General features: G+C 68.7%; 17 protein-coding genes. 11 read left to right on the forward strand and 6 right to left on the reverse strand.

All coding sequences use genetic code 11. From position 1 onward, the window contains the following. Together QN152_03815 and QN152_03820 are read right to left on the reverse strand one after the other, a co-directional pair. The coding region (locus QN152_03815) for a ribulokinase (GenBank protein MDR7538641.1) at positions 1-728 on the reverse strand (728 nt) is incomplete at its 3' end. Positions 729-737: 9 nt separating this feature from the next. Continuing rightward, positions 738-2,153 (reverse strand): L-fucose/L-arabinose isomerase family protein, encoded by a 1,416-nt coding sequence (locus tag QN152_03820; protein ID MDR7538642.1) that lies wholly within the window; start codon positions 2,151-2,153, stop codon positions 738-740. Positions 2,154-2,402: 249 nt separating this feature from the next. On the opposite strand from QN152_03820, the gene QN152_03825 reads away from it, so the two are divergent. From QN152_03825 to QN152_03835, 3 genes are all read left to right on the forward strand, one after another. Next, positions 2,403-3,413: a LacI family DNA-binding transcriptional regulator gene (locus QN152_03825; protein MDR7538643.1), complete on the forward strand. Its 1,011-nt coding sequence runs from the start codon at positions 2,403-2,405 to the stop codon at positions 3,411-3,413. Between the two features lie 325 nt (positions 3,414-3,738). Further along, positions 3,739-4,248, forward strand: coding sequence for a hypothetical protein (locus QN152_03830; protein MDR7538644.1), 510 nt, complete (start codon positions 3,739-3,741; stop codon positions 4,246-4,248). A 5-nt stretch (positions 4,249-4,253) separates the two neighbouring features. Beyond that, the gene (locus QN152_03835; protein ID MDR7538645.1) at positions 4,254-4,460 is read left to right on the forward strand and encodes a DUF2283 domain-containing protein; all 207 of its coding nucleotides are present in this window, start codon (positions 4,254-4,256) and stop codon (positions 4,458-4,460) included. On the opposite strand, the gene QN152_03840 is transcribed toward QN152_03835, so the two are convergent. The 4 genes from QN152_03840 to QN152_03855 form a co-directional block, all read right to left on the reverse strand. Further along, a complete protein-coding gene (locus QN152_03840) occupies positions 4,457-5,431 on the reverse strand; it encodes a uroporphyrinogen decarboxylase family protein (protein ID MDR7538646.1) in 975 nt (324 codons plus the stop codon). The two genes, QN152_03835 and QN152_03840, sit on opposite strands and share 4 nt — an antisense overlap. Beyond that, complete coding sequence (locus QN152_03845; GenBank protein ID MDR7538647.1) at positions 5,428-6,309, reverse strand: DUF1028 domain-containing protein; 882 nt, start codon at positions 6,307-6,309, stop codon at positions 5,428-5,430. The genes QN152_03840 and QN152_03845 overlap by 4 nt, the downstream gene beginning before the upstream one ends. Further along, a complete protein-coding gene (locus QN152_03850) occupies positions 6,299-7,435 on the reverse strand; it encodes a Xaa-Pro peptidase family protein (GenBank protein ID MDR7538648.1) in 1,137 nt (378 codons plus the stop codon). Before QN152_03850 ends, QN152_03845 begins: the two co-directional genes overlap by 11 nt. Before the next feature lie 84 nt (positions 7,436-7,519). Continuing rightward, positions 7,520-7,984 (reverse strand): GNAT family N-acetyltransferase, encoded by a 465-nt coding sequence (locus QN152_03855; GenBank protein ID MDR7538649.1) that lies wholly within the window; start codon positions 7,982-7,984, stop codon positions 7,520-7,522. Positions 7,985-8,254: 270 nt separating this feature from the next. Between QN152_03855 and QN152_03860 the strand changes: the two genes are divergently transcribed. From QN152_03860 to QN152_03895, 8 genes are all read left to right on the forward strand, one after another. Next, the gene (locus QN152_03860; protein ID MDR7538650.1) at positions 8,255-9,730 is read left to right on the forward strand and encodes a DUF1800 domain-containing protein; all 1,476 of its coding nucleotides are present in this window, start codon (positions 8,255-8,257) and stop codon (positions 9,728-9,730) included. Positions 9,731-9,795: 65 nt separating this feature from the next. Beyond that, the gene (locus QN152_03865) at positions 9,796-11,067 is read left to right on the forward strand and encodes a DUF1501 domain-containing protein (protein ID MDR7538651.1); all 1,272 of its coding nucleotides are present in this window, start codon (positions 9,796-9,798) and stop codon (positions 11,065-11,067) included. Between the two features lie 134 nt (positions 11,068-11,201). Then, positions 11,202-12,002, forward strand: a complete 801-nt coding sequence (locus QN152_03870) for an inositol monophosphatase family protein (GenBank protein MDR7538652.1) — start codon at positions 11,202-11,204, stop codon at positions 12,000-12,002. A gap of 48 nt (positions 12,003-12,050) precedes the next feature. Next, positions 12,051-13,733: a long-chain fatty acid--CoA ligase gene (locus QN152_03875; GenBank protein MDR7538653.1), complete on the forward strand. Its 1,683-nt coding sequence runs from the start codon at positions 12,051-12,053 to the stop codon at positions 13,731-13,733. A 7-nt stretch (positions 13,734-13,740) separates the two neighbouring features. Then, the gene (locus QN152_03880) at positions 13,741-15,228 is read left to right on the forward strand and encodes an NHL repeat-containing protein (protein MDR7538654.1); all 1,488 of its coding nucleotides are present in this window, start codon (positions 13,741-13,743) and stop codon (positions 15,226-15,228) included. 64 nt (positions 15,229-15,292) lie between these two features. Further along, on the forward strand, positions 15,293-16,306 hold the full coding sequence (locus QN152_03885; protein ID MDR7538655.1) for a lysylphosphatidylglycerol synthase transmembrane domain-containing protein: 1,014 nt from the start codon (positions 15,293-15,295) through the stop codon (positions 16,304-16,306). 203 nt (positions 16,307-16,509) lie between these two features. Then, positions 16,510-16,848 (forward strand): hypothetical protein, encoded by a 339-nt coding sequence (locus QN152_03890; protein ID MDR7538656.1) that lies wholly within the window; start codon positions 16,510-16,512, stop codon positions 16,846-16,848. Positions 16,849-17,027: 179 nt separating this feature from the next. Next, entirely contained in the window at positions 17,028-18,542 is a 1,515-nt protein-coding gene (locus tag QN152_03895; protein MDR7538657.1) for an ABC transporter substrate-binding protein, read from the forward strand. The last annotated feature ends 10 nt before the right edge of the window (positions 18,543-18,552 follow it).

The raw sequence follows: 18,552 nt of genomic DNA on the forward strand, positions 1-18,552 counted from the left end.
CCCTCCGTGAGGCCGCCGGCCGGTGTGCCCAGCGGCTGTGGTGGACCCAGCCGGTCGAGCACCGCCGGCAGCCCCGGGTGCAGCCGCTGCAGCAGGGCCGCGGGCGGATAGCCCTCGCCCGGCTGCCAGTGCGCTTTGTAGCCGGCCTGGCAGGCGCTGCGCACCTCGTGGCCGACAAGCTGCCAGACGATCCAGTCCCCGCCTTCGATGAAGCGGTCGGCGGCAGCGAAGACCTCCGGGGCCTCCTCCAGGACCTGCCAGGCCTTCGCCCACAGCCACTCCGACGATGTCCGGCCCCCGTACCAGCGCAGGCCCTCCCACCCTGAGGCATTGATCCTCTCCGCGTAGGGCTGGGCGGCGTGGTGCTTCCAGAGCATGGGCCAGGCGTGCGGCCGGTCTCGGAAGGTCTCCTCCAGGGCCAGCGGCGTGCCGTCGGCGCGGACTGGCAGCAGCGTGCACGAGGTGAAGTCCACGCCGATGCCGGTAACCTCTTCGCCGCCGCCGGCGGCCATCTGCCGCAGCAGCACCTCCAGTGCCTCCAGCCAGTCGCCGGGGTGCTGCAACGCCCAGTCGGGACCCAGGCGGGTTCCGGTAGGCAGGGCACGGTCGATGACGCCGTGGCGGTAGGGATGGACCGCCGTGGCCACCTCGCGGCCGCTGGCAACGTCCACCAGCACCGCCCGCGCCGACTCGGTGCCGAAATCGATGCCGATGCTGTAGCGGGCCACCGGCGTACCTCAGGCGAAGACGCGCGGCTCGATTCCGCTCATCCGGCAGAACCAGACCAGTTCCGCCACCCAGTCGCCGTAGACCCCGTGGATGTGGTTGGAGTCGTATTCTGCCAGGAACTGCTCGGCGGGAACGCGGAAGCGGGCGAACGCGTGCGGCCACTGCGGGGTGGTGGCCGCCACCTTCTCTGCCTCCACTTCCGGGGGGAACTCGACGAACTCTGCCGGGACGATGGCCATCCAGTACTTCCCGTTGCGCCGGGCCAGCCGGGCCAGCGTCACCTGTCCCGGGGCGGCCACGTGCATGACCGACGCTCCGCCAGCGGGGAAGTAGATGATGGCCGGGTAGAGGTGGACGCGCTTCAGGTTCACCGCCGGGTCGAAGGAGCGGCCGGCGAAGTAGGTGGCATGCTGCCCGGAGTTGCACAGGTCCCAGACGTCGTCGGCGGTGTCGTAGTGCCGCACGTCGGCGAAGAGCACGGGTGTCCCGGCCAGGTGCTTGAAGATCTGCATGGTCAGGGCGCCGTCGCTGTCCGCCTCGGTGGCGCAGACGATGGGCTCGTGCGGCCCCTCCCAGTCGTAGGGGTCGTTGAGGAAGGCCTCGGCCACGTCCACGGTGGCGAAGTGGGTGGTCATCTCCGGCTGACCCTTGATGCCGCAGAAGTCCAGCCGCCACTCGGCGACGAGCTGGCGCACGGCGTGGTAGGCCTTGATCTGGCGCCGCAGCAGCTCCGGCGTCAGCTTCTGGCCGTCGTAGTGGATGGTGGCCCCGTGGCGCTGCAGCCAGGCTATGGCCGCCTCGGCGCGGGCGTCGGGGACCTGTTCCGCCCGGCGCACGATCTCGAACTGGTCGATGTGCTCGATGTCGATGCCGAAGTCCCGCCGCCACTGGTCCAGGGCGGGGACGGCAGTGTACATGCCCATGGACCGCCCGCCCATTACCCCGTAGACCTGGCCGCGCAGCCGGTTCCGCGCCACCGCCGGGCGGAGGAACTGCTGGACCCGCCCGAAGACTGCGTCGTCGTCAATGTCACCCGAGACGCGGCCGTGGAAGACCCCTACCTGGTCCAGGCTGCCCGCCGCCGAGAGCATGGCCACCAGCCCCGGGTACTGCGGGTTGACATTGGAGAGGAGCAGGATCGGCCCGGGGACGAACTGGGCGGCGATGGCCGAGTAGTGCGGCCAGGCCCAGATGGCGTAGTTGAAGATGGTGGCCTCGACGCCCTGGGCCGCCAGGTACCTCCCTTCGCTCTGGGCCAGGTCGGTGGTCCAGACGATCTCCCGGCCCGTCACCACCTCCCAGCCGGCGGCGCGCAGCCGCGCCGCCAGGCGGTCCTGGAACTGCCGGGTGAGGGGGAGAAGCTCCTCGTGGACGTGGGGCCTGCCGTCGGAGAAGGTGAGGATGCCGACCTTCGGAGACCTCATGGCTGCCCTCCGCGGCTGCGCCCGACCGGCGGGAACGCATTGCTTGCCCCCGCCTCCAATCGCCGGGCCCGATTGTGATAACGATCTCATATTCCCATTCTGCCGCCGGGCCGCCGATTCCTTCCTCAAGAGTGTAATTCCCCGGACATGATGAGGATTGCATGCGATACAGCCTGCGGGGAGCAGTGCGGGAGGAAGCGGGCCGAAACGGGCAGAATATGAATGCTGATAGCGCTATCTGATCCTTCGATGGCCACCCTGAAGGACGTCGCGCGCAAGGCCGGGGTGTCCGTGGCCACGGCCGCCCGGGTGCTGGGCGGCTACGGCTACGCCAGCCTGCGTGCGCGGGAACGCGTGCTGCGCACGGCCCGGCAGCTGGACTACACCCCCAACGCCCTCGCCCGGGGGATGGTGAAGAAGCGGACCCACGCCATCGGGGTCATCGTCTCCGACAACGCCAACCCCTTCTTCGCCGCGGTGGTCCGCGGTGTGGAGGATGTGGTGCGGCGCCACGGCTACGCGGTCATCCTGTGCAACAGCGACGAGAGCCCCGAGAAGGAGGACCTCTACCTGCGCATCCTGCGGGAGAAGCAGGTGGACGGGCTGCTCCTGGCATCCAGCGGCCAGGCCACCCCCCACCTGCGCCGCTGGCTGCGCACCGGCCTCCCCCTGGTGTTGGTGGACCGGCGTCTGGAGGGGATCCGGGCGGATGCCGCCCTGGTGGACAGCGTGGAGGGGGCGCGCACCGCGGTGAGCCACCTGATCGCGCTGGGCCACCGCCGTATCGGCATCATCAGCGGCCCGGCCCGTGTCTTCACCGGGCGGGAGCGACTGGCCGGCTACCGGGCGGCGCTTGAGGCGGCGGGCCTGCGCGCCGATCCGGCCCTGGTGCGGGAGGGCGACTTCAAGCAGGAGAGCGGGTATCGGCTGGCGCGGGAGTTCCTGGGGATGAAGCGTCCACCCACGGCCCTTTTCGTGGCCAACAACCTGATGACCATCGGGGCCATGCTGGCCCTGAAGGAGGCCGGGGTGCGCATCCCCCAGGAAATGGCTATCGTGGGCTTCGACGACATGGACTGGGCGCCGATCCTGACACCCACCCTGACCGCGGTGGCCCAGCCGGCGTACACCCTGGGGACCAGCGCGGCCCAGTTGCTGATGCAGCGGCTGGAGAACCCTGCGCGGCCGGTGCAGGAGATAGTCCTCAAGACCCGCCTGGTGGTCCGCGAGTCCTGCGGCGCCGTCCTGCAGCGGCACTGACCGGGTGTACCGGCGCCGCCTCCAGCCCTGGCGGTGGAGGAGGCGCCGCAGCTGGGGCTCCTCTGGGAGGGTCAGGCGGAACTGGCCGCGGGAGTCGTGGAGCGGTCGGCACACCGCTGCCGGCAGGCCGCGGGCCTCTTTCGGCGATTGAAGGTCCCGCACTGGACGGCCCTGGCCCTCCTCCGTGCGGCTGCGCTGGCACGCGGCGAGGACCTCCCGCCATCCCGTCAGGAGGCGGCAGAGGCCCTGCGCGCGCTCCCCGCGGACTGCGCCGCGTCCTGGAACCCGAACGCCCGCCCCAAACGCGATTGCGGAGGTGACAGAGATGAGACGGCTCCTCCTGCTGGGAGGGCTCACGGCACTCCTGGTCTTCGGCTGGGCTGACCAGACCACGGCGTCCCATACCGGCCTGCTCTTTGGCGCGCCTGCCCGGGTCAATCTGACCATGACCGAGTACAGGTTCTCCCCGCAGACGATCACCGTGGAGGCGGGGGCGCCCGTCGACCTGGTCCTGGAGAACAAGGGGCTCCAGGCCCACGTGTTCATGGTCTATCCTCAACCCAAATCGCTCCCCAAGGGGACCGGCGCGTGGTGGGACTACGTGCTGGCCAACACCTACCTGCGGGACATGGGGGAGGTCATGGTCCACGTCCGCGGCGAGTTTGCCGTGGCCGGGACGCGCCTGTCCGAGGTGGCGGTGGAACCGGGAAAGAAGGTCACCCTTACCTTCACCCCGACCAGGAAGGGGACGTTTGAGATCGGATGTCACCTGGCCACGGGTGGCGGGGGCAGCCACTACACCGCGGGCATGAAGGGGACCCTGGTGGTGAAGTAGGCGCGATGCGCATCGCCTACGACGCCCAGGCGGATGCCCTTACGCTGGCGCTGACCGACGGAGAGGTTGTCACCAGCCGGGAGCTGGCTCCCGGCCTCATCGTGAACCTGGACGGACAGGGTCGTGCGGTCGCCGTGGAAGTGCTCGACGCCTCGAGACGGATCGGGCGCCAGGGCCTCCGGGAGATTGTGATCAACTTGCAAGATCTCTAGCCGGGGGAGAGGGCCTGCCGCGCGGCGTGCAGGTTGGCGGCGGGCGAGTCCACAAAGGTCACGCAGCCCGCGGCGATGATGAGACGGACGCCGCCCGTCTGGGCCACGGCGTCCTGCACCTGGACCGCCACGGCCGCGGGCGTCCCGCGGGAGAGGGTCTCCTGGTCCAGCCCGCCGGCCAGGCAGCCGGAGTAGCGCTGGCGGGCCTCGGCCAGCGTGGGCGGGGTCTGGCGGTCGTGCCAGTTGAGGGCGTCCACAGGGTAGTCGGTGACCAGGTCGAACATGACGTGGACGCCGTGCAGGTGCAGCAGGCGCAGCTCCGCCTGCGCGGCGGCATCCAGGACCTGCAGATCGTAAGGGCGGCCGAACTCCTCGTATTCCTCTTCTGTGAGGTAGTCTGTGGTGGCGCACTGGGTGGCGAAGAAGATGCCGTCTGCCCCGGCGTTGAGCGTCTCGGCGGCGAAGCGCTGTGTCACTTCGGTGATGGTGGTCAGCCCCTGGTGCAGCACCTCTGGCTGCTCGCGCAGGTAGCGCAGCAGGGCCTGGTCGCCGCACAGCGTCCGGGCGATGGTCAGCGGGCTGAACACCGTGGCCAGGATGACCTCCTCGGGCAGCGCCTCCCGGATCAGGTGCAGCGTGTGCAGCTCCCGGCCGTATACACCTGCGGTCACGTCCAGCGACCGCAGGCTGGCCCAGTCCGCGGCCTTCCTCACCGGCCGGTGGGTGTAGTGGCGCGTGCCTTCCCGGTTGGGACGGTAGCCGGCATGCAACCCCCAATCGTCGCCGTAGTATCCGCTGGCCGGCGTCACCTTGAGGAAGTCCCAGTCGTAGGTGGCGTAGAAGCGGACGTGTGCCGCCGCCAGCGTCTCCGCCCTGGTGTCCTCCCGGGGGAAGTGGCGCCACAGCGCCACGGGCGGCCGGTCCACAGCCTCCCCGCGCAGTGCGGCCCGCAGGCGCTCGCGCTTGGTCACGAATGTGCGCCGTAGCGGCGGCGCAGGTAGTGCAGGACCTCCCGGTCCACCAGGTGGTCCTGGCGCCACCGCTCCTCGAAGTTCTCCACGCTGCAGAAGCGGCGGAAGGCCTCCCGGGTGGCGTCGTCGTAGATCCCAGTCACCTCGCCCTTGTAGTAGCCCAGACGCCGCAGGATCCGCTGGACTTCACGGGCGGTCTCCCCGGCAAGCTCCGTGAACGTCCGCTGTGCCGCGGGAAAGTAGAGGCGGTGCAGGGTGAGCAGGCGTTGCAGCTCTTCCACCGGCGCCGGGTGGTCGTCCACCCGCAGGTCGATGTAGCGGTCGAGGTACCCGCCGTAGGATCCACCTTCCTTGACCACCAGCAGGGCGGCGGACTGCTGCCCGCGGCTGTCTCCGCCTGCGCGCTGTCCCGCGGCCAGTGCGGCCAGCAGCCGTTCCGGCAACGGCCCGGGCGTGCGGGCAAACGTCCCGGCCATGGCCTCGACCACGTCCGGGCCGACCAGGATGTTCCCCTGGCAGGTGAAGCCCTCTCCCAGCCGATGGCCCGCCCAGGGCAGACACTCCCTGCCGGTCCATGCCGCCGTCCGGCCGCGGGCGTCCACGATGCCCACCTGGCGGTGTTCGCGATTCCCGTCCGGGCCGACCAGTTGCTGCAGCGCCGCCTCCGCAGCCTCTCCTGAGGCCAGCAGGCGCAACCCCTGCGGACCGTAGCTCAGGTTGGCCCAGGCCTGCGTGGCGATGCCGCCCGCCCCCGCCTGCGCCCACGGGACCGCTGCGCCCACCGCCAGGAACTTGCTGGCCACAGCCACGCCGATCTCCCCGCTCTGTGGGTCGAGGGCGACGATGGAGAAGGTCCCCGGGCGAGCCTCAGCCGACAATCAACGACTCCAGATCCCTGGGATAGGCAGTAAGCACCTGGCAACCGTCCTCGGTGACGACGATGGTGTCGGAGTGGCGGAACCCGCCCACCCCAGGGATGTAGATACCTGGTTCCACCGACATGACCATGCCGGGTTGCAGCACGGTCTCGTCCCCCGGGGCGAAGAAGGGAAGCTCATGGTAGTCGATGCCGATGCCGTGGCCTGTGCGGTGGATAAACGCTTCGCCCAAGCCGGCCTCGGCGATCACGCGGCGCGCCGCTTGGTCCACCTCCCGGCAGCGCACCCCGGGACGGATGGCCGCCAGGGCCGCCTCCTGCGCCTGGCGCATCACCTCGAAAAGACGACGTTGCTCGGCGCTGGCCTTCTCCACGAAGATGGTCCGTTCGTCTTCGCTGTAGTACCCGTTGACCGAGCACCCGGTCCCGTGGATCACTACGTCCCCGGAGCGCAGGGTGCGACCGCTGGGAATGGCATGGGGGAGCGCGGTCTTCTCCCCGGAGACGGGGCGGGAGCTGGCGGCGACCTCATCCTCGGGGAAGCGTTTTGCCGCCTCTCGCAGCATCGCCGCGTTCCCCTCAGCCATGATGGTTACTTCCACGGCCCCCACGGTGCTGGCGTCCACCTCCACGGCCATGCCGTGCTCGGCCAGGGTGCATCCTTTGCGGATCAACTCCAGCTCCTCCTGATCCTTGACCATCCGCGCCGCCTCCACCAGCCCGCCGCCTGGGTGGACCTCACCGGCGGCGTCGCGCAGATAGGCGTAGCCCTCGTAGCTCAGCCCCGCCGGCTCGAAGCCCACCGCTTGCGTGAGTCCTCGCTCCCGCAGCACCTCTACGGCCAGGTCCAGTGCCAGGTGGAGGGGCGACTTCCCGCGCAGCCCGCCCAGGTGCAGATCGGAATAGATGCGGATGTCCCGCACGCGGGCGCGGGCCCTGGCGTGGGCAGCCTCGAGCTCGGGTACGATCAGCACCGGGTCCTCGCTAAGCACCAGCAGAACCGGCCGGCTATAGGTGACGGCGCGGAACCCGCTGAGGTAGTAGGTATTCGCCGGGGTGGAGACCAGCAGCGCCCGCAGGCCGCGCTCCCGGGCGCTTCCGTATACAGAGGCCAGACGATCGACCACGAGCAGTCTCTTCTGCCAGCAGCGGGTCTCCCCCTCTTGCTTCTCTCCGGCTCCGGGCGGATGGGGCCGGGCTCGAGGGGGTGGCTATAGACCCCGCTTAAAGTGCTGCATGTAGGGCCGGAAGCCCAGGCTCTTCCACAGGAGAATGGCTTCCGTATTGTTAATGGCTACCGTCAGTTCCACTGTCCTGACGTCTTCCTCGCGCAACCAGGTCAGCAGGTCGGTGACCAGGCGATGGGCGATCCCGCGGCGGCGGTACCCCTGCCTGGTGAATACGTCCTGAATGAAGCCCCGCCGCCGCTCGGCGAAGAAAGGCGGCAGCAGGGTGATCCGGGCGACGCCGTAGCCGACGATGCGGGCCTGCTCCCGGGCTACCAGCACGCGGGCGTCGGGCCGTCCCAGTAGCGTGCTCAGGTACCCGGCATAGGCGGGCCGCCAGCCCGCAGCCGGAGTAAAGGCCGGGTCGAGCTGGGCGTGAAAGGTAGCCAGCTCGCCCCAAAGGTCCAGGATCCCGTCGATGTCCTGCGGCCGCGCCGGTCCGATCTCCATGCGTGGCTGGACTTCGCGCGGACGCTGGGCCTTCCTGCCGCTACAGCCATGCCCGGGGTCGCTTCCCCGGGATGCGTCCGGGGGCCGGTCTGCGGCCGCGGCCCGGGTCCTCCCTCTGGCCCTGCAATCACATGTGCAAACAGCCACGGACCGTGGGTGCATACACACGTGAGCGCGAGACTAAACCTTTTGCCCCGACCGGAGGGTCTAGATGTACAAAGTAAGCTGTGGGCCGGAGGCCAGGCTCTGCAGCACGTCAGGAGGAAGCCGATGGCTGAGCCTTTACTGCGGGCGTTTCGTCCCTCAGCCGCCAACCCGTGGGATGCGGCCAAGGCGGCACACCTGCTGCATCGGGCCGGGCTGGGCGGCCCGCCGGAGGAGGTCCAGCGCCTGCTCGCCCTTGGCGTCGAGGCCGCCGTAGACGAGCTTCTGAACTACGAGCGCATCCCCGACCTCACCGAGGCGGTGGAGTTCAGCGAGCTGCGGCGGGCCTACGCCGACGCCTTCGCCCTCCGTCGCGCCGGCGGCAGCGACCAGGCACGGCGCGACCTGCAGGGCCGGATCAACCGGCTGCAGCGGGAGAAGCTGCAGGAGGTTCGGATATGGTGGATGGCCCGCCTGGTGGCCACGCCGCGCCCACTGCAGGAGAAGATGGTGCTTTTCTGGCACGGTCTGCTCGTCTCGGGGTTCCCCGATGTACAGAATCCAGAGTTCCTCTACATGCAGAACCACCTCTTTCGCCGACAGGCCACCGGCAACTTCAAGCAGCTCGTCCTTGAGGTCAGCCGTGACCCGGCCATGCTCACCTACCTGGACAACAACAGCAACCGCAAGGGGAAGCCCAACGAGAACTACGCCCGCGAGCTGCTGGAGCTGTTCACCCTGGGGGTGGGCCACTACACGGAGCAGGACATCAGGGAAGCGGCGCGGGCCTTTACCGGGTGGACGCTGCGGCCCACACCGAGCGGGGAGTTTGAGTTCTTCTTCAATGCGGGGCAGCACGACGACGGGCCGAAGACCTTCCTGGGGCGGCGAGGCCCCTTCGACGGGGCGGACATCATCGACATCATCTTCGAGCAGCCGGCCGCGGCCCGCTGGTTGCCGCGCCGCCTCTTCGAGTACCTGGTCTACCTCCAGCCGGAGGAGCACCTGGTGGACGAACTGGCCCGCATTTTCCGCCGCGAAAACTTCGAGGTCCGGCCGCTGCTGCGGGCGCTGCTCACCTCAGAGGTCTTCTATTCTCCCCGGACCCGGCGCAGCCAGGTGAAGAGCCCGGTAGAGCTGGTGGTGGGGACAGCCCGGGCGCTGCGTATGCCTCCCACTGCCGCTGCCGCGTTGTTGCTGGCTGCAGACCGGATGGGGCAGATGCTGCTTATGCCGCCTAATGTGGGCGGATGGCCGAGGGGTCGTGCCTGGGTGACCACCGCCACGATCCTGGAGCGGTACAACTTGGGCAGCCTGATCACCGAAGGCCGCATGCCCGGCCTGCCTCCGCGCCTCCTGGAGACCATTCGCCCGGTGGAAGTGACCGGACTGGTGCCGCCCACCGCGCGGACTGCCGGCGAGGTCCTGGCCGCCATCATGGATCGGTTGCTGCCCGGCGCGGCAATGGACCAGAAGCGGCAGTTTGCCCTCTGGCGTGCGCTGGGGGCTAACCGGGCCTCCGATCCAGTGGAGGCGACGCCCCAACGGGTGCGCAGCGTGCTGCACCTGCTGATGAGCATGCCGGAGTATCAGCTCACCTGAGGGCTGCGCGTCAGGCGCACCTTGCTGGCGCGCTTCGCAGCTGGGCAGGGAAAGGAGGAGGGACCGTGCGTCAGGGAATGACCCGCCGCGAGTTCGTCAAGAAGGGACTGACCATCGTCGCCATGGGGGCGACCGCCCCCTCGTTCCTCGCCCGCACCGCTCTGGCGTTGAACAATCCATGGGACCTGGCACAGGTACAGAGCCGGCCGGGGGTGCCGGATGAGCGCATCCTGGTGGTCATCCAGATGGGAGGGGGAAACGACGGGCTGAACACGGTGATCCCATTCTCCGACGACGCCTACTACCGGGCGCGGCCCACGCTGGCCGTACCGGCTAAAGACGTACTCCGTCTGACGGAGGCCACGGGATTTCACCCCAGCCTGGCTGCCCTGCGGGACCTCTACGACCGGGGAGCGGTGGCGGTGATCCAGGGAGTCGGCTACCCCAACCCCAGCCGCTCCCATTTCCGATCCATGGAGATCTGGCACACGGCGGATCCGGAGGGCCGGGTTGTGCGCTATGGATGGATCGGCCGCTACTTCGACAGCAAGTGTCCCGTCTGTGAGCAGCCCACGGTGGGGGTGAACGCGGGGCCGTCGCTGCCGCTGGCCATGCAGGCCTCCTCCGGTCAGGGCATCGCCCTGCAGACCCCCCAGACCTTCCAGTGGATGCCAAGTCAGCGCGGGATCGGGGCTGAGCAGGAGTGGGACCTCTTCCGCCTGCTCAACGCCCCCGGGTCCTCGGCTTCCGGCGAACCCGACACTATCGACTTCCTGCGGCATACGGCGATGAATGCGGTGCTCTCCTCGGAGCGCGTGCGCGAGGCCGTGGGGAAGTACCGTGGGGGCGTGGAGTATCCGAACAGTCGTCTGGGCGCCAGCCTGAAGCTGATCGCCCAGATGATCGCCGGCCACCTGCCGACGAAGGTCTACTACGCGCACATGACCGGCTTCGACACTCACGCGGCCCAGCGTGGGGCGCACGAGGCCCTCCTGCGCGAGCTGGCCGAGGCGGTGGCAGCCTTCCTGCGTGACCTGGAAGTGCAGGGCAATGCCTCCCGGGTGCTGGGGCTGGCCTTCTCGGAGTTCGGTCGGCGGGTGGCGGAGAACGGCAGCGGCGGCACGGACCACGGCACGGCCGCCCCCCTTCTTCTCTTCGGCCAGGGGCTGAAGGGCGGGCTGTACGGCCAGCAACCCAGCCTGACCGACCTGGTGGACGGGGATATGAAGCACGCCATTGACTTCCGCTCGGTCTACGCTACGGTGCTGGAGCGATGGCTGGGCGCCGATCCGGCGGCAATCCTGGGCGCCCCCTTCGAGCGGGTCCCGTTTGTCTGAACAGTTGACTCCGGGCGAGACCTGTGCCCTAACCGGATGACCCCCGGCGGCGAGACCTGTGCCCTAGACGGATGAGTCCCGCGGCGGGAGATGCGCCCGCTGCCGGGAGGGGAACCGCCCTGGCGCGCCCAAGAATGGTGAGTGTGACCTTCTCCCCTCTTGCCACCTTCGCCATGGACGTGGCCCGGCGCGGCGGCGCACACCTCCTCTCACTGCTGCCAGCCGCGCCCGATGCCAAGGGCATCGAGTACAAGGGCCCCACCGATCTGGTCACGCGGGCTGACAGGGAGGTGGAGGCCCTGATCAGCGAACGGGTGCGCGCCGTCTATCCGGATCATGGCCTCCTGGGGGAGGAGGGGACGGTGCGGGCGGGCGAGGACTACCGCTGGATCATCGACCCGCTGGACGGTACCACCAATTTCGCCCACGGCTTACCGTGGTTCGCCGTTTCGCTGGCCGTTGAACACCGGGGGACGATCGTCATAGGGGTGGTCTATCACCCGGCGACAGACGAGCTCTTCTGCGCCGAGCGAGGGAAAGGCGCATGGTTGACCACGCGGGGCGGGGAGCCAGTGCGGCTGGCCGTCTCCGCCACCGAGGATCTGGGGGCGGCGCTGCTGGCCACGGGGCTGCCCGGCCGGGAGCGCCGCCCGGCGCACCTGCGGACGATCCCAGTATTCCTGCAGCGGGCGCGGGAGGTGCGGATGACAGGCTCCGCCGCCATCCACCTGGCCTACGTTGCCGCCGCCCGCCTGGACGGGTTCTGGGAGCCGGGGTTGAACCTGTGGGATGTGGCCGCGGGGATGCTCCTGGTGGAGGAAGCCGGGGGCCGGGTCACCGACCTGCGGGGCGGGCCCTTTGGCGCGGGAGACATCCTGGCCACCAATGGGCGCCTGCACGGCGCCATGCTGGAGGTGCTGACTACCGAGGCCTGAGGGCCGTGCGCTACACTGGAGCTACGTCGGGCCCGTGAGGTGAGGACGATGGCCCTTCATCCGCAGGCTGTGGAGCGGCCGTGGGTCAGGTTTTATGACGACGGGGTGCCCGCACAGCTCACCTACCCCGACCTCCTGCTGCACCAGGTTCTGGAGGAAAGTGCCCGCAGGCACCGGCGCCTGACCGCGCTGCTCTTCTTCGGCCGCCGCATGACCTACGCGGAGCTGGATGCGCTGGTCGCGCGGTTCGCCGCGGGGCTGCAGCGGTTGGGCGTGCGCCAGGGGACACCCGTCTCCCTGCACCTACCCAACTGTCCTCAGTTCGTCATCGCCTACTACGGGATCCTCAAGGCGGGCGGCGTGGCCGTCCCGCACAACCCCCTCTACACGGAGCGGGAGATCGAGTACCAGCTTCGGGACGCAGGCGTGGAAGTGGCGGTGACGCTCACCCAGTTCTACCCGCGGGTGGCCGCAGCAGCACAGCGGGTAGGGGTGCGTCACGTGATCTACACCCCCATCCATCAGTACATGCCGCCGCACCTGCGGCTGCTCTACCCCCTCAAGGCCCGCCGCGAGGGACAGTGGGTGCAGGTGCGGCCTGCCCCCGGAGTGCTGCCGTTTGCCGCCCTGCTGGCGGAGGGGCGGCCGCAGCCGGTGACGGTAAGCCCCGATGACCCTGCGCTTTACCAGTACACCGGAGGGACCACCGGGGTGCCCAAGGCCGCCGTGCTCACGCACCGCAACCTGGTGGCCAACCTGCTGCAGGCCGTGGCCTGGTACGGCGGAGGTGAACATGCGGGGCAACGGGCCATGGCCGTTCTCCCCTTCTTCCACATCTACGGGATGACCGCGGTGCTGAACTTCTCCCTCCGCCTGGGGATGACCATCATCCTGATCCCGCGGTTCGACCCGGAGATGGTCCTGCGTGCAATTGACCGCTGGCGGCCCACGGTCTTCCACGGCGTGCCCACCATGTACGCGTCCCTGCTCAACCACCCTCGCCTGGTCCGCACCGACATGCGCTCCATCCGCACCTGCATCAGCGGTGCCATGGGCCTCCCCCAGGAGGTGCAGCGCCGCTGGGAGGCGGCTACGGGTGGCCGGCTGGTGGAGGGGTACGGGTTGACGGAGGCGTCCCCCATCACCCACTGCACGCCGGTCTACGGCCACCGGAGGGTCGGCAGCATTGGGGTCCCCTTCCCCGACACGGACGCGCGGGTGGTGGATGCGGAGAGCGGGCGAGTCCTTTCTCCGGGGGAGGTGGGCGAGCTGGCGGTGCGCGGCCCCCAGGTGATGCGCGGGTACCTCAACCGACCGGAGGAGACCGCGGCCGCCCTGCGCGAGGGCTGGCTCCTGACCGGGGACATGGCCCGGATGGACGAGGATGGATTCTTCTACATCGTCGACCGGAAGAAGGAGATGATCAACGTCGGCGGCCTGAAGGTCTTCCCCCGGGAGGTGGAGGAGGTACTCTACGAGCACGCCGCCGTGCGCGAGGCGGCGGTGATCCCCGCGCCCGACCCGCTGAAGGGCGAGGTGGTCAAGGCCTATGTGGCGCTGAAGACGGGCGCTACGGCCACAACCGACGAGCTCATCGCCTTCTGCCGGCAGCGGCTGGCGCCCCACAAGGTCCCGCGGGCCGTGGAGTTTCGCGACGCCCTGCCCAAGACGCTCATCGGCAAGATCCTGCGGCGGGCGCTGCTGGAAGAGGAGCGTCGCGGGGTAACGTAAGGCCTGCATGGCCGAGCCGAACCCACCGGGGTGGTCGCGGCTGGCGGTTGCGCTTGGCGCCCTCCTCCTCTACGCTTGCGGCCCGCCTGCGACCGCACCACCTGCCGCCCACAGGCGCCCCGTTTCCCCGGTTCTGCAGGCCACCTTTGTCACCGCCTGGGGAGGCGTCCCTCCCACCAGTCTCTTCAGCCACCCGGCCGGCGTGGCCGTGGACGGCACAGGCGCCCTCTACGTGGCCGACACAGGCCGAAACCGTATCCTGAAGTTCAGCCCATCGGGCGCACCGGCGGCGACGTGGAGAGGGGCCGGCGATGGGTCACTCCTGCACCGGCCGTCGGGGCTGGCCGCAGACGGGGCGGACAACATCTATGTCGCCGATACCGGCAACCACCGGATCATCAAGTTCACCCCGGCGGGGAGCGCCCTGGCCGTCTATGGCGGCCCGGGCGGGGAAGCGGGCCGGTTCAACGCGCCCGCCGCTGTGGCCGTTGATGCGGAGGGCAATCTCTACGTCGCTGATACGAAGAATCACCGCGTCCAGAAGCTAAGCCCCGCGGGGGCCGTCCTCAAGGTCTGGGGCGCGTACGGTTTCGCGCCGGGGCAGTTCAACGCTCCAGCGGGGGTGGCGGTGGATAGGGCAGGGCACATCTACGTGGCCGACACCTGGAACCACCGCGTTCAGAAATTTGCCCGGGACGGCGTGCTGCTGCGGCAGTGGGGGGCTCTTCCCGCCCAGGTGCTGAAGCACCCCCAGGCCCTGGCCGCCGACGGCAGCGGGCACCTCTTCATTGCAGACCAGGGTAACTTCCGCGTGGTCCGGGTGGACCGTCAGGGCGGGGTCGCCGCCGTCTGGCGGGTATCTCCGGCGGCGGTGTTGGAGGATGTGGCTGTGGACCCCGCTGGGGCGATCGCTGTGGCTCTGACTGAGCGCGGCGTGCCGCTCGTGCGCAGAATCAGTGCTGTTGGTGTTGCCCGCCAGGAACTGCGGGGGTTCGCGTCGGTCAGGGGCATCGCGGTGGACTCCGCGGGGACCCTCTACGTGGCCGACTGGCGAAACCAGGAGATCCGTCGCTTCGATGCTGCGGACCAACCCGCTGGCCGCTGGCGTGTCGAATTCCCCGGTGACCTCGCCGTCGACAGCCAGGGTCGCGTCTACGCCGTAGAGCGGGGACGGCACCGCATCGTCAGCTTCGATGCCACAGGACGGGTTCTGCAGGCCTGGAGGGGGCCGGCCGCCCTGGAGAGCGGCTTTCAAGACGGTTCCATCGCGGTGGACGGCAGGGGCCGTCTGTACCTGGCGGATCCCCTCTATCACCAGGTGCAGGTGTTCGCCCCCGGGGGCTGCTACCTCGGCCGGTGGGGCGTCTGGGGTCCGGCGACGGGACAACTCTACCAGCCTCGTGGGATCGCCGTCGATCAGGCCCGGAATGTCTATGTAGCTGAGCCTCTCCTGGACCGCGTGCAGGTGTTCAGGTTGAGGGGATTGCCCGAGTAGCTGCCGGTCAAGCTGGGGGAAGAACGGCCCGGGCATGGAATTGTATCAGCGGTGACCTCTTCCGTTGCGGCGTGCCATCTGGATCTTCGCACCCATCCTCCTGCTGCTGGTCGTCATTTCCCGCACCGCGGAGCTGAACACGCTGGCACGCATCTTACTCACCGCCCACCCGGGCTGGCTGGTGGCGGCACTTGGCCTGCAGGTGGTGTTCGCCCTCAACCAGGGAGCGTTCTACCAGGCGGTCTTCCGACTGCTGGACACGGCGGTGTCGCTGGGGACGGCGGTCTGGCTGGCGCTGGTGATGGCCTTCGGGAGCCTGGCCACGCCCGTGGGTGCCACGGCGGGGGTGGCCTTCTTCGTGGTGGCGGCCCGCGACCGCGGGCTGTCGCCGTCGCGCGCGTTGCTGGCGAGTCTGAGCTACTACTTCTTTGATTATGCTGCGCTCCTGGTCGTCCTTCTCGCCGGGGCGGCGGTTCAGCTGGTGCAGCGCGACCTGCAGCCGTCGCAGCTCACAGCCCTCGTGGTCTTTGCGGCGGTGATGGCGAGCGGCACGGGTCTGGCCATCCGCCTGATCGCCGTCCCGACGGCCCTCTCCCGCTGGATGATGCGCATGGCCGGCGTGCTTAACTGGGTGAGCCGGGGGCTGCGGCGCCCTCCCGCCATCTCCCGCGAGCGGCTAGCGCGGTGGGTGCACGAGGTGCAGGAGGTAGTGGCCGCAGTGCGGGCCCGTCCCCGCCACGCCCTTCGCCCCGCCCTGCACGCGCTGGGGGTGCAGGCTGTCGGCCTTGCTACCCTGAGCGTGGTCTTCCGGGCCATCGGGGAGGCGCTTCCCCCAGGGGTGCTGGTCGCCGGCTACGCTGTGGGTACCTTTCTCATGATCGTCTCCATCACCCCCTCCGGCGCGGGAGTGACGGAGGGAGGTATGATTGTTACCTTTAGCTCGCTGGGGGTCCCCCTGGAGACGGCGGTGGCCGGCGCACTGCTGTTCCGCCTGGTCGCCTTCTGGTTGCCCATGGTGGCAGGGTTCCTCTCCCTGCACGCCTACCCGGCCCGCGCCAGCGGTGGGGGTTCGGCCTAGGCGGCCGTTTCCGGGGAAGTCGGTACCTGTGGCGCCAGGTGGGCGTGGGAGAAGGCTCCGCTCTCTCTGGTTGGGACGCGGACCGCGTGCAGGCTGACGGTCCCTCTGCCAGCCCAGGAGATGCCGTGCAGGCCCGCGAAAGGGTTCCCGGGCCCCCGGCGGGATAGACGCCGGTTGCCCTCGAGTGCAGTGAAGACGGAGTGGTGACGATGACGTGGCTGCGCAGGCTGGGAGGGCTGTTCCGCGGCGGTGGGGGTGAAGAGGGCAATACCGGCGCCCTGGTCTTCTACGTCCGCTGTGACCACTGCGGCGAGGTCATCCGCGTTCGCGCCGATCGGCGCTCCGAGCTCCTTCAAGAGTTCGACCAGGGGGTCTCCGGCTACAGCCTGCACAAGGACGTCCTGGGGACGCGCTGCAATCGCGTGCTGCGGATGCACGTGGGGTTCGACCTCCAGTACCGGGTGATCTCGCAGGAGATCGAAGGGGGCCGCTTCGCCACGGCGGAGGAGTACCGTGCGGCGGCTGGAGGCAGGCCGGGCTGACAGATCCGGCCCAGCGGGCATCTGACACTCACAAGCGGCCTGGCTGACCACACCTGCAGGCTGAAGAAAGAAGGGAAGGGTACATGCCTCGATGGGTCGTCCTTCTCGCACTTCTCGGGATAACGGCTCTGCTCATCCCAATGGCGCCCCAGCCTGCGACTGCGCAGGCGGCGACCACGTTGATTCAAGGCCTGGGTGAAGAGCCCGAAAATATCGATCCCCAGCGGACGAACCGCTTCCACTCGCTCATTGTGCTCAGTTATGTCGTCGAACCGCTTTTTACGCTGGACAAGGACTTCAAGGTTGTGCCGCTGCTCGCTGAGTCCTACGCTTGGTCTGCAGACAAGAAGACGCTGCGCGTCGTTCTGAAGCGAGACCTGACATTTCACAACGGTGCTCCGGTGACCTCAGCCGACGTCAAGGCTACGTTCGAGCGGTATATCACCGTATCGCCGCTGTCGTCGTATCTCCGCCCTCGCACGGGCGGTATCGTGGGTATGGATACTCCTGATCCGCGCACCATCATCTTTCGCTTCGCCCAGCCCAAGCCGCTAGCCATGATCTCTGATCTGGCCGACGCGCACACGGGTATTCTGCCCGCATCGTTCATTGCCAGCACACCGTCCACAGACATCGGCATCCGGGCGCTCATCGGCACCGGACCGTTCATGTTCAAGGAGTGGATCCCGGGAGACCGAATCGTCCTGGAGCGGTATGACAAGTACCGCTGGGGTCCGGCCTTCTCCCCCAACCGCGGGCCGGCGTACTTCCAGCGAATGATCTTCCGCATCATCCCCGAGGATGCCACCATGACGGCGGAAGTTGAGGCCGGCAACGTGGACCTGACCTTTGACGTAACTCCTGCGGGACTGCAACGCCTGCGTGCCAACCCCAATGTGGTCGTGATGCAGGCGCCCACCTACAGCGTGCAGTACCTGGTTCTGAACATGGAGCGCTGGTTCTTCCAAAACGCCAAGGTACGTCAGGCCATCGCGCACAGCATCGATAAAGAGGCGATCGCCCGCGCTGCCTGGCTAGGAGTGGGCCGGCCGGTGGATGGGCTGATCAACGAGGCGACCATCGGCTACTGGCCGGGAGTGAAGCAATATGCCTACAGGTACGATGTAGAACGCGCCAAGGCGCTTCTTGCGGAGGCAGGATGGCGCCCGGGACCCGACGGGATCCTGCGGAAGGATGGAGACCGCTTCGAGGTTACGCTCATCACCTTCTCGAACATCGACCAGTGGCGCCGGGCGGGAGTTATTGTGCAGAGCCAGCTGAAGCAGGTGGGCATCGATGTGAAGGTGGAGACGGCGGAGGTGGGCGCGACCTACGACCGCGCCCGCGCGGGGGCCTTCGACATAGGCATCTTCCGGAACACCTGGTGGCTGGGCCAGCCGTACCTGTACTTCCTGACGCATTCGTCGAACATCCCCTCCAGCAATTTTTCACGTTGGCCCAACTCCTTGTTGGACAGGCTGCTGGAGACCGCCGGAAATGCCGTCGATGATGCGGAGAGAGAGCAAGCGCTGAACCGGGTGCAGCGGATCATCATCGAGTCTGCGGTCTGGGTACCGCTGGTGTCGAACACCAGCCTATTGGCTGCGAAGAAGTCTGTGGGCGGTCTGGAGGTACTGGGCTCCCACCCCTGGTGGCCGGTACACCTGCGCGCGCTGGCGCTGCGGCGGAAGTAGGTCTTTCCTG

Source organism: Armatimonadota bacterium, from assembly GCA_031459715.1.
GTDB classification, from domain to species: Bacteria; Sysuimicrobiota; Sysuimicrobiia; order Sysuimicrobiales; family Humicultoraceae; genus Humicultor; species Humicultor tengchongensis.

Coding starts and splice junctions, on each gene's coding strand:
- QN152_03860 (MDR7538650.1), top strand. CDS start 8,255: ATGGCTGAGCCTTTACTGCGGGCGTTTCGTCCCTCAGCCGCCAACCCG.
- QN152_03820 (MDR7538642.1), bottom strand. CDS start 2,153: ATGAGGTCTCCGAAGGTCGGCATCCTCACCTTCTCCGACGGCAGGCCC.
- QN152_03855 (MDR7538649.1), bottom strand. CDS start 7,984: ATGGAGATCGGACCGGCGCGGCCGCAGGACATCGACGGGATCCTGGAC.
- QN152_03870 (MDR7538652.1), top strand. CDS start 11,202: ATGGTGAGTGTGACCTTCTCCCCTCTTGCCACCTTCGCCATGGACGTG.
- QN152_03825 (MDR7538643.1), top strand. CDS start 2,403: ATGGCCACCCTGAAGGACGTCGCGCGCAAGGCCGGGGTGTCCGTGGCC.
- QN152_03835 (MDR7538645.1), top strand. CDS start 4,254: ATGCGCATCGCCTACGACGCCCAGGCGGATGCCCTTACGCTGGCGCTG.
- QN152_03880 (MDR7538654.1), top strand. CDS start 13,741: ATGGCCGAGCCGAACCCACCGGGGTGGTCGCGGCTGGCGGTTGCGCTT.
- QN152_03830 (MDR7538644.1), top strand. CDS start 3,739: ATGAGACGGCTCCTCCTGCTGGGAGGGCTCACGGCACTCCTGGTCTTC.
- QN152_03875 (MDR7538653.1), top strand. CDS start 12,051: ATGGCCCTTCATCCGCAGGCTGTGGAGCGGCCGTGGGTCAGGTTTTAT.